Source organism: Vibrio floridensis (assembly GCF_021852965.1).
GTDB classification, from domain to species: domain Bacteria; phylum Pseudomonadota; class Gammaproteobacteria; order Enterobacterales; family Vibrionaceae; genus Vibrio; species Vibrio floridensis.
The window spans coordinates 136,953-152,030 of record NZ_JAKGCY010000001.1 but is presented as its reverse complement, the minus strand read 5'-3'; the positions used below and the strand labels follow the sequence as shown (position 1 = coordinate 152,030).

Sequence of the window (15,078 nt, the reverse complement as noted above, 5' to 3'; positions counted from 1 at the left end):
TTTTGAGGCCGAGAAGAATACTTGTCAAAAACTCCGAGCTTTTTGCTAAAAACTCGCTTTTTTAACAAAACAACTACATGATCACACGAATTTAAGCAAAATATTGTATCGCAAAAAGCAACTTATTTAACGCCAAATTGCTTTTTGTACTGAGAAGGAGAGATACCCTGCAAACGAGCAAAGGAGTGGGTAAAGGTACTTTGGCCAGAAAAACCGGTCAGCTCGGCAATTTGCCCCAAGCTCAAGGTGCCTTTTTCAATCAGGTCTTTGGCCATGTCGATGCGCTTACCGAGCACATATTGGTGCGGTGTAATGCCCATTTGCTCTTTAAACAAGCTATGAAAATGACTTTCACCAAGAAAGACACTGCCAGCAAGCTGCGCCACGCTGATCTTATGGCTTAAGTGCTTTTCGATATAGCGATCAATCGCTTCGAGATCAAAACGCGACTCTTTTCTTGGCGTTTCAAATGCCGATATATGACGCTGAAGCAGCGCCATCACCGTATCGTTGCACGCGCGACTCAACAGCAGATCTTCCGGATTGGATTGCATCTCGTGTACCAACATCTGGATCAGCTTTTGAATTTGCGCATCCAATTGAAAATAAAGGTGAGATTTTTCAATTTGATTGATTTTTTGTAGCAGCAGCGGATCATCGTCACTCGGTATCGGCATGTTCAACACCAGAATATCCGATTGACCAATCACGCCGCCAAAAGCATGGTCTGAACACGCCGTAACGACGCACCCTTGCCCCGGTCCGACCAAGTTTCCTTGCCCTCGCACCTCAAACTCGGCTTGCCCCTTCAAACCAATCACGATTTGCGTGTAATGATGATCATGGCAATCCATATAAGAAGGCAAAGTGACCAACTCTGCCGGCTTGGGCAGCTTCAAACTAGCAATGATCTCGGGCTGAGGCTTATCGGTTTCGGTCATAGTGATGCGTTGTATACCAAGGACTAGAGAATGATACCTCACCTCAACTCGCATGCAAGTCAAACTGAGAAGCAGCATAAAGATCTTTTGCACATCGCCGTTGATCATTGTTCCGGAACGATGATCATGTAATGCCATCCTACGGCCTATGTACTACGAATGAAATCATGGGCAAACGGAGCAATATCCTTAATAAATAGAGGGTTTTCCCTCCTTTTACAGCACATGGATTTCTCATAGAGTGCTTATATGAGTCCGCAGCAAGTATACGTTGCCTACTCTAGGTGTCCTATGATGCCTCTAAATTGACGTAGCAGACCCTCGCTATGTGATTTAGAACCTCTTCTACACGTCGACAAGATGAATATCTTGTATTGCCAGCCCTCTTCAGGCTGGCCTTTTTTCTATCGCTCCGTTTTACCTACTATCAAAACAAATAAACTTGGTAGAAAAAACCAATTTCGAGTAATAATTTAGCCAAAAACAAAGAATTGCATACAAATTACATGCATATTTTCAGGTTACCACTGAGCGATATAGGTGAGTTACACGGTGTCTAATGATTTGAGCAATGTCGAGTTTTCCCTTTTTAACCAACTTCCGGGCTGTTGGGGCTGTAAAGATCGCCACTCAGTCTTTCGTTACGCTAACCAAGATTATGCTTGGCTGGTTGGACATCGTCGCCCTGAAGATTGTATTGGTCTCACCGATTTCGATATGCCGAGCCCAACGGTAGAATGCGCAGCCGAGTTTCAGCGACAAGATCAATATGTGATGGAAAGTGAACGAACGCTGAAAATTCTCGATATTCATCCTTACCCAGATGGCCGCTGGCGCGCACATATTTTTACCAAGTCTCCTTGGTACAACGACAGCGGTGAAGTGCAAGGGACGATTTTTTATGGTCAAGAGCTCACCGACACCGCGGTATTAGAGGTAGGCTACTGGATATGCCGCGCAACGGGGATCACCGATGGGAATCAGCCTTCCTTCCGTTTTGATGACGCCACTCTCTCGATGCAAGATCTCACCGCCCGCGAGCAAGAAACGCTGTTTCTGCTGCTTTATGGACGCAAACCGCAATACATCGCCAACATCATGGGGATTTCGATTAAAACCGTCGAAGGTCACGTGGCAAGGCTGCGCACCAAGTTCGCGGCAAACAGCAAAAATGAGTTGATTGATAAGGCGTTAGAAGCAGGATTTGGATCTTTGATCCCAGAAAGCTTGCTGAAAACTCAGCTTTCTGTGGTGCTCAATGGCGATCATTTAAGTGAATGATCGCCATCAGAATGGCGCTAACCGTGCAAGCTTAACGTGCAAATAGCGCTTAAGGCGCAAGGCGATCAATGTGCCACTCGCCTTGTTCTTGACTGTAAAGGAAACGGTCGTGCAGGCGATGCTCGCCACCTTGCCAAAATTCAATGCTTTGTGGTTTGACGCGGAATCCACCCCAGAAGCTCGGCACGGGAATTTCACCATTGGCAAACTTCTGTTTTAGCTCAAGAAACTTACCTTCAAGTACGCCACGAGCGGAAATTCGGCTGCTCTGACGGCTGGCCATTGCTGCAAGTTGGCTCTCTTTCGGACGGGAAGTAAAATACTTCATGTTTTCCATTGCGGTCAGTTTTTCTGCCACGCCAGTGATGTGCACTTGGCGCTCAAGCGGGTGCCAAGGAAAGTGAAGGCTGATTTTGCTGTTGTGCTCTAAGTGCTGCGCTTTACGGCTGCCCAGATTGGTGTAAAACACAAAGCCATTTTGATCGACGTTTTTCAGCAAAACGATACGTTGGAAAGGCATGCCATCTTTATCTACTGTGGCAACCGTCATCGCGGTTGGATCACTCAAATTCGCCTTGATCGCTTGCTCTAGCCAAAAGTTAAATTGATCAATTGGATCGCTTTTTAAGTCTTTACGACGCAAACCACCTTTGGTGTATTCACGACGAATATCAGCAAGTTCCATCTTCACTCCTTCACAGAATTTTTGCCGATTGTGCGCCCGAATGTCCGCAAACTCAAGCCTAGAAACCATAAAGCCATACCGTGTGCACACTCAAAATCACCTTTAGCCAGCAAAACTCAGATCAATTTCGCGTTGTAGTCGCGGTTAGGTTTATCTTTTTTATACCACTGGTAAAGTAACGTCTCATTCCAAATTTATATAAAGGCATTGTGTGTCGTTGAATACCCGTTGGTCTGGCTACCGTTTTTTTCTTTTTTTGCTTGTCTTCGGCAGTATTGGCCTCACCATGACACATTTATCAGCCTCCCACTATCAAGAGAAAAAGTGGCGCGCCATTTTACAAAACTATGCCGAGCGAGCTAACCAACAACTGGGGTTAGAACTGGCCAAATTTGAACAAATTCCCAACCTACTCAGCCATGACCCACGTCTGCTCACATACTTAAGCCACCCAGAGGAGCGCCAACGTTTAAACGTACTGCTTGAGGAATGGTCAAAACAAACCTTAGCAGACACTATCTATTTACATGATCAAAATGGGGTTGTGTTGGGCTCAAGTAACTATCAGCAAGACGATACCTTTGTTGGGGAAAATTTCTCTTTCCGCCCCTATTTTATCGACGCAATGAACGGTCAAATCGCTCGTTACGTCGCACTCGGCATTCGCTCCAATAAACGCGGCTATTTTTACTCCGCTCCGATTTGGATTGGCGAGCACATCGCCGGTGTCATCACGGTCAAAGTGAGTTTAGAAGAACTGGAAAACAGCATTGCGCCTGAAAGAGCCGACATTATGGTGCTCGATCAAAACAATGTGGTCTTCTTAAGCAACAATGCTGCGTGGCGTTATACGGCGTTAGCGCCCATCGACCCAGAGCAAGTTGAGGCGATGGTACGAAACCAACAATATGGCGTAAGCGCCCCTAAATCTCACCCTTCCATCCAATTACCCACGCTGAGCGAGAGTTCGGTCAACGAACTGATGATGCCGCTTCACCAAGTCTATCTTGCGGCAAGTAATGCCCGAGGTTTCCGTGTGGTCACGCTCGCACCACATCAACAACGTTTAATCGCGGTACTTCAGGCCGATGTGATTTTTGCGCTGATATTTAGCTTACTCAGTTTGATCGCCTTTGCTTGGCAGCAAACACTCAACAACAAACGTCAGTTGGCACTGCTTAACAAGCAGTTAGAATCCAAAGTCAAACAGCGTACTGAAGTGCTCAGCGAGAGCAACCAACGCCTGCAACAAACCATTATTCAATATGAAAAGACGCAGCAAGAGCTCAAACAAACCCAACAAGAACTGACCCAAGCGGTGAAGTTGGCACTGCTTGGCGAGCTTTCTGCCAGCATTAATCATGAAATCAATCAACCGCTGGCGGCGCTGCGCACCTACACCGAAAACAGCTTGAAGCTGATGTCGATGGAAAAACATCAGCTGGTTGAGCACAACTTGCAACAAATGCTGCAACTCAATGAAACCATCAGTGAAGTGATTGCGCGCCTGAAAATATTCACCCGTAAATCGACCCCGGATGAACGTCACTATTACGCGAATTTGCATGACGCCGTGCACAACGCAACGCGTATCCTCAGTAATAAACTGATCAAATCGGGCGTGACGTTAAAAATCGCGACCATTTCACCTTCGCTCGCCGCCAATATTCACCATATCGAGCTTGAGCAAGTGCTGATCAACCTCATCCACAACGCGATACAAGCCTTGGAAGGACAAGCCGATGGCCAAATCATGATTGAATGTGCCATTGAGCATGATGCTTGCCAGTTGATTGTCAGCGACAACGGCCCAGGGATTGAGGCAACCAAGCTGGCACATCTTTTCGACCCGTTTTTTACCACCAAGCCAGAAGGTCTTGGGCTTGGTTTAACCATTTCCAAACGCATCATAGAAAGTTACCAAGGGCAGCTTACGGCAGAAAACCTATCACCATCAGGAATGCGTTTTACGCTCTCCTTGCCCACGCTCTCACCAAGTGCTCTCGCTACACAAGATAGATTATGAAAAACCGTATTTACTTTATCGATGACGAACCCCATATCCGAGACTCCGTCAGCCAAGCGCTGATGATCGAAGGGATCGACGTTATTTGCTATCCCAACGCAGTCGAAGCGCTCAAGCAAATTGATACACAACATGCCGCCATTGTGGTTACTGACATCCATATGCCGGTGATGAATGGCTTAGTTTTTCTTAAAGAGCTGCGTTCTCGCAATCCTCATTTTCAGGTCATCGTGCTGACCGGCTATGGTGATGTCAAAACAGCGGTAACAGCGATGAAAGAAGGTGCGTACGATTTCCTCGAAAAACCATTTACCACCGATAGCTTGATGAAAGCCATTCGCAATGCCGAAGACAAACTCGCCTTGCTACAAGAAAACATCTGGCTGAAAAAAGAGCTCGATATGCAGACCCATGCCGGCTCAAAACTGATTGGCCACTCTCAAGCGATGGTGCAGATTCGTCGTGCCTTGATTAGCGCTCAAACCGATCGACCGTTAATTTTGCTTGGTGACAAAGGCACAGGCAAACGGCTATGTGCTCAGTTTTTCTATGATATTCATAACCGCAACGAAGGTGAACTGGTTCCTATTTCCGGTTTCTACTTTAGCGATCTTTCACCAGAAGAGATGGTGAATAGATTGGCTGAGTTGCTCGCACAGCATGCCAACGACACTCTGTTTATCCATGATGCCGAAGTGCTCAAACCGAAGCAGTGGCAAACATTATTGGAAACGCCACTCGGTAGCGGCAAACTGGTATGTGCAACAGTTGCTTTGCCGCATGCGCTACAGGGTGAAGTGCAGAAAGTCGTATTGCCCACACTCGATCGACGCAAAAACGACATCCCAGCCCTGTACAAACACTTCGTGCGCAATGCCTGTAGCCGCTACCAAGTTCAGCCACCGCGCATTACCGCCGAAGAGCTGGAAACCGTGCAGCAACAAACCTGGCCAGAGAACATTCGCCAGCTGCGCCAGTTTGCCGAGTTGCGCGCACTCAAATCACCACAATTCCTGTCGGCAGATGTCAATGAACTGCAGCAAGCTCAGGCGCAAACCATGACACAACGACTGGATTACTTTGAATATACCTTGCTGTTTGATGCGCTAAAACGGCATGGCGGACGCTTAAAAGAGGTACAACAAGAGTTACAGGTATCACGTAAAACCCTGTATGATAAACTCAAAAAGCATCAGCTAGATAAATCTCAGTTTAAAGATCAGTAACATGTTCGACGCCAACAACCATTACATCGTTTTAACATTTACCTAAACTGAGCTTAGAATCAAAATGATAACAACGAACCATATTCAAACAAGGACAGTGCATGAGCAGTGAAAACTACAATAAGCTCAGTCGTGAAGAGCTCGATTTTGTAGATGACAAAACCGCCGCTTTGCTTCTCAATACCCCGACCAATGCCCGCTTGATGTTGTGGGTGATTGTTCTGTTTTTTGCCGTTGCCATCGGTTGGGCCGCTTGGGCTGAAATCGACAAAGTGACCGTAGGCCAGGGAAAAGTGATTCCTTCTTCTCAAATCCAAATCGTGCAAAACCTCGAAGGCGGATTGGTGAAAGAAATTTTGGTCAAAGAGGGCCAGTTGGTGCAAAAAGGCCAACAGTTATTGCTGATTGATGATACGCGTTTTCGCTCAGATTATCGTGAACGTGAACAACAGGTCGCCAACTTAATGGCGGCAGTGATCCAGCTCACCACTTCCATCGATAGCGTGGAAATCGACGAAGAGTTCAGCAATGACGAATGGGAGAAAAGCGTAGTGATCCGCTACAGCCAATTAAACTTCCCGACCGAACTTGAACAAAGCCAACCGGAACTGCTGGCACGCCAACGTGCGCAGTATCGTCAAGATCTCAACAATCTCCGTAACCAGATTTCGGTACTTACTCAACAAGTAAAGCAAAAACAGCAAGACTATGTCGAAATCCAAGCTCGCGTACAAAACTTAAGGCAGGGCCATCAATTTGCCAAAAAAGAGCTGGAAATCACGCAACCACTGGCTGATGAAGGCATCGTACCAAAAATCGAACTGCTCAAGTTGCAGCGCCAAGTGAACGACACACGACGTGAGCTCACCTCGACTGAACTGAAAATTCCTGTGCTTCAGTCATCCATTCGAGAAGCGATGCTTAGCCGAATTGATGCGGCACTCAAATTCCGTTCGGAGCAGCAAGATCAGCTCAACAAAGCACAAGATCAACTCTCTGCGTTAGTGGAATCCACCGTGGGTTTACGTGATCGCGTTAAGAGAACGGTTGTCGTCTCTCCAGTCACAGGCAAAATCAAAACCCTCAACATTAACACCGTCGGTGGCGTCATCCAGCCGGGTATGGATATCGTTGAAATAGTACCAACGGAAGACTCTTTATTAGTGGAAGCAAAAATCGCCCCGCAAGACATTGCTTTTTTACGTCCAAATCTGCCTGCTGTGGTCAAGTTCACCGCGTATGACTTCACCAAATATGGCGGCTTGGATGGCGAACTGGAGCACATCAGCGCCGATACCACCCAAGATGAAGAGGGAAACAGTTTTTACATTGTTCGCGTTCGAACCGAAAAAACCAATTTTGGTCAAGATGCGGAGCTACCGATTATTCCCGGCATGACCGCATCGGTAGACATCATTACCGGTAAACGAACCGTTCTTGATTATTTACTCAAGCCAATACTTAGCGCGCAAAGCAATGCACTTAAAGAGTAAACGCCATAGCGCGTATCCCCCGTGTCTCCGGATGATACGTCGCTTAAAGTCTATAGCTCACTGGGTACTGCTGGTGGGGCTAAGCATGACTGGATTTTACTCGCAAGCACTCAATACCACAGAGCAAAAATGGATTGATGCCGTCACCAAGACCTATGGTGAACGCGCTGGCCAGCGTGTCAACACTTGGCGCGAATACATTGATTTATTTAAATTATTAGATGAACAAGAAAAACTGGAAGGAATTAATGATTTTTTTAACCAACTCTATTTTGTCAACGATATCGATTTATGGGGGCAGAAAGATTATTGGGCCACGCCGTTAGAATTTTTAGGCAGTAATGCGGGCGACTGTGAGGACTTCACAATTGCCAAGTATTTTTCTTTGATCGAACTGGGTGTCTCAGATAATAAACTCCGTTTGGTATACGTTAAAGCAATAGAACTCAATCAGTTCCATATGGTTTTGGCATACTATAAAACACCCAGTTCTGAGCCTCTGATTTTGGATAACATCAATCCAAAGATTATGCAGGCATCAAAACGTCTAGACTTACTGCCGATTTACAGCTTTAACGGTAAAAATCTTTGGTTGATGAAATCTGCCAATACCAGCGGTCAATTAGCAGGCGATTCATCCCGACTTAGCCTTTGGAACGATCTCCGTTCTAGAGAAAAAACACTCAAATTGAATAAACCCCTTATCAATTATGATGAGTAATGAGCATGACACTATATAAACAACTCGTTGTTGGTATGATAACTGTCTTCGTAATACTGATGGCATCGGTTTTCGTCATCGAGTTCAATACGACTCGGAACAGTTTAGAACAGCAGCAACGCTCAGAAATGAATAACACCATCAATACGGTGGGGTTGGCTCTTGCGCCTTATCTGAAGGATAAAGACCGTGTTGCGGTTGAGTCCGTGATCAACGCTTTGTTCGATGGAAGTTCATATTCTGTTGTTCGATTGATTTTCCTCGAATCTGGTGAAGAAATCATCCGTACTTATCCGATTAAACCGTCTTCTGTACCCACCTGGTTTAGTCAACTTGACCTATTCCAGCGCATTCATGATCAGCGCATCGTGACCAGTGGTTGGTTACAACTGGCCGAGGTCGAAATTGTCAGTCACCCAGGCGCGGCCTATGAACAGCTTTGGAAGGCCTTAATTCGTCTACTCACAGCGTTTGCTGGTGTCTTTCTAATTGGTTTGATTTCTATCGCGTATATCTTAAAACGTTCGTTGAAGCCGCTGACCGCAATTATTCAGAAGATGAACGACATCGCCAACAACAAGTTTGGCAACCCGCTTGACCGCCCTCATACCAAAGATCTGATTGCTGTGGTTGACGGCATCAACCGCATGTCCGCACAGATTGAAGTCTCTTTTAAAGAACAAGCGAAAGAAGCCCAACGCCTACGTGAACAAGCCTACATTGACCCAGTATCCAAACTGGGCAACCGTTCATACTACATTAGCCAATTGGATCAGTGGCTTGCTGAAAGCTCACCGGGTGGTGTGGCGGTGCTCAATGCAGAGTACATCGGTGAAGTGTACGACAGCAAAGATTACCAATCGGCTGACCGTATGGTGGCAGAACTGGCGAAGCAACTCGAGAGTACGATATCCATTCCCGGCGTGACGCTTGCGCGTATTTCCAGTGATGAGTTTGGTTTGATCTTCCCACATATGGATGAAAGTGAACTCAAAATTGTCGCCGACAGCATTGTCAACTGCGTACATATGATCAATACCGATCCAACCGGTACTGCCGATGCCAAAGTCTCACTCGGTCTTGCTTACATTAAAGAAGGTAAAACGCGCTCAGAAATGCTTTCTATGGTGGACAACGCCCTTTCCAAAGCAAAAACCTCTCCAGAGAAAAAATACGGCTTTGTCGGCAGTGATAGCCAAGGCAGCATGATGGGTAAACAGCAATGGAAAGCGTTGGTGGAAGAAGCGATTCACCATCAATGGATTCAGTTCCGTTTCCAATCCGCCAACACAGGCAGTGGACACACCTTCCATCGCGAGGTTTTCTCTAGCATTGAGAAAGATGGCCAAATTTACCGAGCAAATCAGTACCTTTATGCGCTAGAGCAGCTAGAAGCAACGCACATTTTCGACCAATACGTTATCTCTGCAATGATTGATAAACTGCAAGGCGGCATCATCGCCGAGCCACTTGCGATCAACATTGCTCAGAGCAGCCTCTCTCAACCTAGCTTTATTCGTTGGCTCACCAACACCTTAGAGAAAAATCGTGAGGTGGCTAATTTACTCCATTTTGAAATTGCAGAAGAGAGCTTTATTCAGCAGCCTCACCATACGGCGTTGCTGTGTCATGCTATCCGCAATGCAGGAGCCGAATTTGGTGTCGACAACTATGGCCGTAACTTCCATTCATTGGATTACATCAACGAGTATCGTCCAAATTACGTAAAACTGGATTACTTGTTTACCCATAATTTGGACGACGAAAAACAGAAGTTCACACTGACGTCGATTTCGCGTGCGGCACACAATTTAGGCATCACCACCATTGCCTCACGCGTGGAAACGCAAACTCAGTTGGATTTCCTAGCAGAGCATTTTGTTGAAGTATTCCAGGGCTTCATCGTAGATAAAGAGTAGTAAGGTTATCTCATGAAAGATCCATTGTTAAACTCGCTGATTTACGTCAGTCGTTATTATGGCTTAGCGAACTCACCGGAAGCGCTGATTAATGGGCTTCCGCTGGCGGATGGCAAACTGACACCGTTTCTCCTGCCTCGTTCCGCAGAGCGTGCCGGACTGGTAGCTAAAGAGAATCGTGCCGAGTTAGACGATATCTCCACGTTAGTGCTCCCAGCGATTTTACTATTGAAAGGAGGTGATTCCTGCGTTCTTAACAGCGTCAATAAAGAGGCTGGTGAAGCAGAAATCACTACGCTCGAAAGTGGTATGGTGCCGGTACTTATCCCGCTCGAAGAGTTGAAAGCTCAGTACACTGGGCGTTACTTCCTCGTCAAAAAGCAGTTTCGATACGATGAACGTTCACCAGAAATCCTCAAAACACGTGAAGGACACTGGTTTTGGTCAACGTTATGGCAGTCCAAACACATCTATCGTGATGTGCTGATCGCCTCTATCCTGATCAACTTATTTGCCATCGCCGCGCCGATGTTTACTCGTATTGTCTATGACAAAGTGGTGCCGAACCTCGCGTTTGAAACGCTATGGGTGTTGGCGAGCGGGATCTTTGTCGTCTTCCTATTCGACTTCATCCTCAAAATGCTGCGCAATTACTTCATCGATGTGGCGGGGAAAAAATCCGACATTCTCATCTCATCGAAGTTGTTTAGCAAAGTGATGGGCATTCGAATGGAATCCAAACCAACGTCCGTCGGAGCATTTGCGCGTCACTTGCAAGAGTTTGAATCCATTCGCGAATTCTTTACGTCGGCCACCGTCAGCGCGCTGATTGATTTGCCGTTTGCCTTACTCTTCCTCCTGCTTATCTGGCTGATGGCTGGCGATTTAGTGTATGTGCCGATCGCAGGCGTGGTGATTTTGATGATTCACTCTGCGCTGATCCAAGGTCCGCTGCGCCGCTCAATTGAAGAAGGTTCACGCTTGGCATCGCAGAAATACGCCAACCTGATTGAGAGCTTAGCGGGTTTAGAAACCGTGAAACTGTTTAGCGCACAAGGCCAGTTCCAATACCGCTGGGAAGAAGCCGTCGCACACATGGCGAACTGGAACATCAAGACTCGCCGACTCACCGACAGCATCCAAAATGCCGCTGGTTTTGTGCAGCAAAGTGCCAACGTGGCGATGATTATTTTAGGCGTTTATTTGATTTCGAACGGCGACCTTACCATGGGTGGCTTGATTGCGGCCACGATGCTCAGTGGCAAAGCGATTGGTCCACTGGTTCAGCTTTCACTGCTTTCGACTCGTTATAATCAAGCCAAATCCTCCATGACCATCATTAACCAAGTGATGGAAATGCCCGACGAGCAGGAAGAAGGCAAACGCTACATTCACCGCCCTATGGTGCAAGGCAAAGTGGAGCTGGATCGCGTCACCTTCCACTACCCAGATGCCCCCGTCGCCTCCATTCGTGATTTGAGCATCACCATCAACCCAGGTGAAAAAGTGGCGATCATTGGCCGAATTGGCTCAGGCAAAACCACATTAGAGCGCCTGATCATGGGTCTTTATCAACCCACTGCCGGGCACGTACGCATTGACGATACCGACATTCAACAGCTCCACCATGTCGATATCCGCCGCAACATCGGCTGTGTACCGCAGGACAGCAATCTGTTTTTTGGCACCATTCGCGAAAACATCACCTTAGGCCGACCTCTTGTGGATGACCGTGATGTGCTTGATGCCGCAAACCGCGCTGGGGTCACCACGTTCACCCAAGCCGATCCTGCTGGCCTAGAGCGCCAAGTTGGTGAAGGGGGCGCCATGCTCTCAGGTGGCCAGCGTCAAGCGGTATCCATCGCTCGAGCCTTCCTCGGCAGACCACCGGTGTTGCTGATGGATGAGCCCACCAGCGCAATGGATAACCGCTCTGAAATGCAGATCAAATATCAGCTTTCTCAGCTCAAGCCGAGTGAAACACTGATTTTGATCACCCATAAAACCTCGATGCTAGACGTGGTCGACCGCGTAATTGTGATGGAAAAAGGCAGCGTGATTGCCGATGGTCCAAAAGCGCAAGTGCTGAGTGATCTCAAACAAGGCAAAGTTCGCGCAGTCAGCTAACCAATACTTCGTCTCACCACCAACGCCCTGACCAGAACCTGTTCAGGGCGTTTTTTTATCTGCAAAAATTCGCTCCCGCCTCTTGACCTCAAGTTAACTTGAGGAATTAACCTTGCGCCACTTGAACATAGCAAGCCATGAATATCCGCAACTAAGGAGCATATTTTGAAGAAAATCGCCGTTGTTTATTTCAGCAAAACCGACATCACCCACCAACTCGCCCAAGCCATCATCGACGGCATTCACGCGCAAGATGTGCAGGTCATCGAACACCGCATTGAGGGTACTTCCATTATTGAAGGTCGTTTTGAACACCCAGAACTGTTTGAAACGCTCCTTAGCTGCGACGCGATTATCTTTGGCTCGCCAACCTACATGGGGGGCGTTTCCGCCCAATTTAAAGCCTTTGCCGATGCCAGTAGCGAATTCTGGGCCGATCAACGCTGGGCCAATAAACTGGCAGCAGGGTTTACCAGCGGTGGGGGTTACAACGGTGATCAATCCAGCACCCTTCAATACCTAACCACTTTCGCCGCTCAACACGGTATGTTGTGGGTCAACTTAGATGTGGCTGGCGGCTTTAGTCCACAAGGGTTAAACCGACTTGGGCAACAAAGTGGCATCGTGGCACAAGGTATGGAAGGCCAAGCGCACCCGAGCGATTTGGCCACCGCTCAATACCTTGGCGAACGCGTTGCACAGTGGGTAACGCGTTTGCGAGAGTAAAAAAGGCCGCGTGGTTTGCGGCCAAAAAAGAGAGGGGAAACACAGAGAACCAAGAGAGGCGTTAATGGATAACGCGTTCACCAGCTCGCATCAGTTGAGAGACATCAATGGTGAACACCACCACTCTGGCCGGTTTTGTTAGCCCCTTCTTAATAGAAAACTCCGGATGACCTTTAGTGACGCGGGGAAAACAGATCACACTTGGCCAATCGGTATTTGAGCAAGCTTTTCCCGTCTCACGCACTGAAAACGACAATGATGGCAAACGTGTCATAACATCAACCTCATCCTATTTGGCGGGCGTTTGCCCGCCAAAGTCTCACTAGATTTCAGACGATGTGTCTGCGACGTGATCGGTGATCATCGCTTCGGTGGTGATCATCAAGCCGGCGACAGACGCAGCGTATTGCAACGCAGAGCGCGTGACTTTCGCTGGATCCAAAATACCCATTTCGATCATGTTGCCATACTCGCCAGTCGCGGCGTTGTAGCCATAGTGAGCGTCACCCGCTTTAACGGCGTTGGCAACCACCGAACCTTCATCACCTGCGTTGATAGCAATCTGACGCAGTGGTTCTTCCATGGCACGTAGCGCCACACGAATCCCCACATTTTGGTCGTCATTATCACCTTTCAGATCCGCAAGCTCGCTGGCAATCTTAGTCAATGCCACGCCACCACCTGCGACAATACCTTCTTCAACCGCTGCACGAGTCGCATGCAAAGCGTCATCCACACGGTCTTTCTTCTCTTTCATTTCCACTTCGGTTGCCGCGCCGATCTTAATCACGGCCACACCACCAGAAAGCTTAGCAATGCGCTGCTGAAGTTTCTCTTTGTCGTAGCTTGACGTGGTATTTTCGATCTGCTTTTCAATGGTCGCCACACGATCGCGGATAGCACTTTCTTGCGCCGCACCACCAACAATCGTTGTGGTGTCCTTGGTAATGGTAACTTTCTTCGCACTACCCAACTGTTCAATTGTCGCTTTTTCAAGCTCTAGGCCGATCTCTTCCGAAATCACAGTACCAGCAGTGAGCACGGCAATGTCTTCCAACATCGCTTTGCGGTTATCACCAAAGCCAGGGGCTTTCACCGCCGCAGCACGCACAATGCCACGTAGGTTGTTTACCACCAGCGTTGCCAACGCTTCACCATCAATATCTTCTGCGATGATCAGCAGTGAACGGGAGGCTTTCGCTACCGACTCCAACACTGGAAGCAACTCGCGAATACTGCTGACTTTCTTATCCACCAACAAGATATAAGGGTTATCGAGCTCGACCGCACCAGAATCTTGGTTGGTGATGAAGTAGGGCGACAAATAGCCACGGTCAAATTGCATCCCCTCGACGACAGAGAGTTCGTTGCTAAGACCTTGGCCCTCTTCCACGGTAATCACACCGTTGCGACCCACTTTTTCCATCGCTTCGGCAATGATGTCACCGATCGCACGATCGCTGTTGGCAGAGATAGAACCTACTTGTGTGATCGATTCTTTGTCGCTGCATGGTTGAGCCATCGCACGTAATTTCTCGACCGCCGAATCAACCGCTTTGTCGATCCCGCGTTTGAGATCCATTGGGTTCATACCAGCCGCAACGGCTTTCAACCCTTCGTTGATCAAGGCTTGAGCCAACACGGTTGCGGTGGTGGTGCCATCCCCGGCTTCGTCATTGGCTTTGGACGCCACTTGTTTCACCATTTGTGCGCCCATGTTTTCGAACTTGTCTTTTAATTCAATGGCTTTGGCGACAGAAACACCATCTTTAGTGATGCTTGGCGCGCCATATGACTTATCCAGCACGACATTGCGACCTTTGGGACCCAGTGTCACTTTCACTGCATCAGCCAGTAGGTTGACCCCTTTCAGCATCTTTTGACGTGCGTCATTTGCAAATAAAACATCTTTTGCAGCCATGATACTCTCCTC

At 47.8% G+C, this 15,078-nt stretch carries 12 protein-coding genes; 8 read left to right on the top strand and 4 right to left on the bottom strand.

The window, feature by feature from the left end; translation table 11 throughout:
- Positions 1–122 precede the first annotated feature (122 nt).
- Entirely contained in the window at positions 123–941 is an 819-nt protein-coding gene (locus LZU85_RS00655; RefSeq protein ID WP_176297922.1) for an AraC family transcriptional regulator, read from the bottom strand.
- A gap of 540 nt (positions 942–1,481) precedes the next feature.
- Here LZU85_RS00655 and LZU85_RS00650 point away from each other — a divergent pair.
- Positions 1,482–2,222, top strand: coding sequence for a PAS domain-containing protein (locus tag LZU85_RS00650; protein WP_176297851.1), 741 nt, complete (start codon positions 1,482–1,484; stop codon positions 2,220–2,222).
- 49 nt (positions 2,223–2,271) lie between these two features.
- Here the strand turns inward: LZU85_RS00650 and pdxH are convergent, their stop codons facing one another.
- Positions 2,272–2,907 (bottom strand): pyridoxamine 5'-phosphate oxidase, encoded by a 636-nt coding sequence (gene pdxH, locus LZU85_RS00645; protein WP_237286097.1) that lies wholly within the window; start codon positions 2,905–2,907, stop codon positions 2,272–2,274.
- A 211-nt stretch (positions 2,908–3,118) separates the two neighbouring features.
- Between pdxH and LZU85_RS00640 the strand changes: the two genes are divergently transcribed.
- From LZU85_RS00640 to LZU85_RS00610, 7 genes are all read left to right on the top strand, one after another.
- The gene (locus LZU85_RS00640; protein WP_237286096.1) at positions 3,119–4,933 is read left to right on the top strand and encodes a sensor histidine kinase; all 1,815 of its coding nucleotides are present in this window, start codon (positions 3,119–3,121) and stop codon (positions 4,931–4,933) included.
- Positions 4,930–6,159, top strand: a complete 1,230-nt coding sequence (locus LZU85_RS00635) for a sigma-54-dependent transcriptional regulator (RefSeq protein ID WP_237286095.1) — start codon at positions 4,930–4,932, stop codon at positions 6,157–6,159. Before LZU85_RS00640 ends, LZU85_RS00635 begins: the two co-directional genes overlap by 4 nt.
- A gap of 101 nt (positions 6,160–6,260) precedes the next feature.
- The gene (locus tag LZU85_RS00630; RefSeq protein ID WP_237286094.1) at positions 6,261–7,652 is read left to right on the top strand and encodes an HlyD family type I secretion periplasmic adaptor subunit; all 1,392 of its coding nucleotides are present in this window, start codon (positions 6,261–6,263) and stop codon (positions 7,650–7,652) included.
- Positions 7,653–7,683: 31 nt separating this feature from the next.
- Positions 7,684–8,373 (top strand): transglutaminase-like cysteine peptidase, encoded by a 690-nt coding sequence (locus LZU85_RS00625; protein ID WP_419795946.1) that lies wholly within the window; start codon positions 7,684–7,686, stop codon positions 8,371–8,373.
- A 5-nt stretch (positions 8,374–8,378) separates the two neighbouring features.
- On the top strand, positions 8,379–10,292 hold the full coding sequence (locus tag LZU85_RS00620) for a bifunctional diguanylate cyclase/phosphodiesterase (protein ID WP_237286092.1): 1,914 nt from the start codon (positions 8,379–8,381) through the stop codon (positions 10,290–10,292).
- A gap of 12 nt (positions 10,293–10,304) precedes the next feature.
- Complete coding sequence (locus LZU85_RS00615) at positions 10,305–12,419, top strand: type I secretion system permease/ATPase (RefSeq protein ID WP_237286091.1); 2,115 nt, start codon at positions 10,305–10,307, stop codon at positions 12,417–12,419.
- A gap of 165 nt (positions 12,420–12,584) precedes the next feature.
- Entirely contained in the window at positions 12,585–13,145 is a 561-nt protein-coding gene (locus tag LZU85_RS00610; RefSeq protein ID WP_237286090.1) for a flavodoxin family protein, read from the top strand.
- A gap of 61 nt (positions 13,146–13,206) precedes the next feature.
- On the opposite strand, the gene LZU85_RS00605 is transcribed toward LZU85_RS00610, so the two are convergent.
- Positions 13,207–13,419 carry a hypothetical protein gene (locus tag LZU85_RS00605; protein WP_237286089.1) on the bottom strand — a complete coding sequence of 71 codons (213 nt, stop codon included), beginning with the start codon at positions 13,417–13,419 and terminating at the stop codon, positions 13,207–13,209.
- A gap of 48 nt (positions 13,420–13,467) precedes the next feature.
- Positions 13,468–15,066, bottom strand: coding sequence for a chaperonin GroEL (gene groL / locus LZU85_RS00600; RefSeq protein WP_011082030.1), 1,599 nt, complete (start codon positions 15,064–15,066; stop codon positions 13,468–13,470).
- Positions 15,067–15,078: the final 12 nt, after the last annotated feature.

What these genes read in the sequence shown, in the direction of transcription:
- LZU85_RS00655 (WP_176297922.1), bottom strand. Translation starts at nt 941, where the DNA reads ATGACCGAAACCGATAAGCCTCAGCCCGAGATCATTGCTAGTTTGAAG.
- pdxH (WP_237286097.1), bottom strand. Translation starts at nt 2,907, where the DNA reads ATGGAACTTGCTGATATTCGTCGTGAATACACCAAAGGTGGTTTGCGT.
- LZU85_RS00635 (WP_237286095.1), top strand. Translation starts at nt 4,930, where the DNA reads ATGAAAAACCGTATTTACTTTATCGATGACGAACCCCATATCCGAGAC.
- LZU85_RS00630 (WP_237286094.1), top strand. Translation starts at nt 6,261, where the DNA reads ATGAGCAGTGAAAACTACAATAAGCTCAGTCGTGAAGAGCTCGATTTT.
- LZU85_RS00625 (WP_419795946.1), top strand. Translation starts at nt 7,684, where the DNA reads ATGATACGTCGCTTAAAGTCTATAGCTCACTGGGTACTGCTGGTGGGG.
- LZU85_RS00620 (WP_237286092.1), top strand. Translation starts at nt 8,379, where the DNA reads ATGACACTATATAAACAACTCGTTGTTGGTATGATAACTGTCTTCGTA.
- LZU85_RS00615 (WP_237286091.1), top strand. Translation starts at nt 10,305, where the DNA reads ATGAAAGATCCATTGTTAAACTCGCTGATTTACGTCAGTCGTTATTAT.
- LZU85_RS00605 (WP_237286089.1), bottom strand. Translation starts at nt 13,419, where the DNA reads ATGACACGTTTGCCATCATTGTCGTTTTCAGTGCGTGAGACGGGAAAA.
- groL (WP_011082030.1), bottom strand. Translation starts at nt 15,066, where the DNA reads ATGGCTGCAAAAGATGTTTTATTTGCAAATGACGCACGTCAAAAGATG.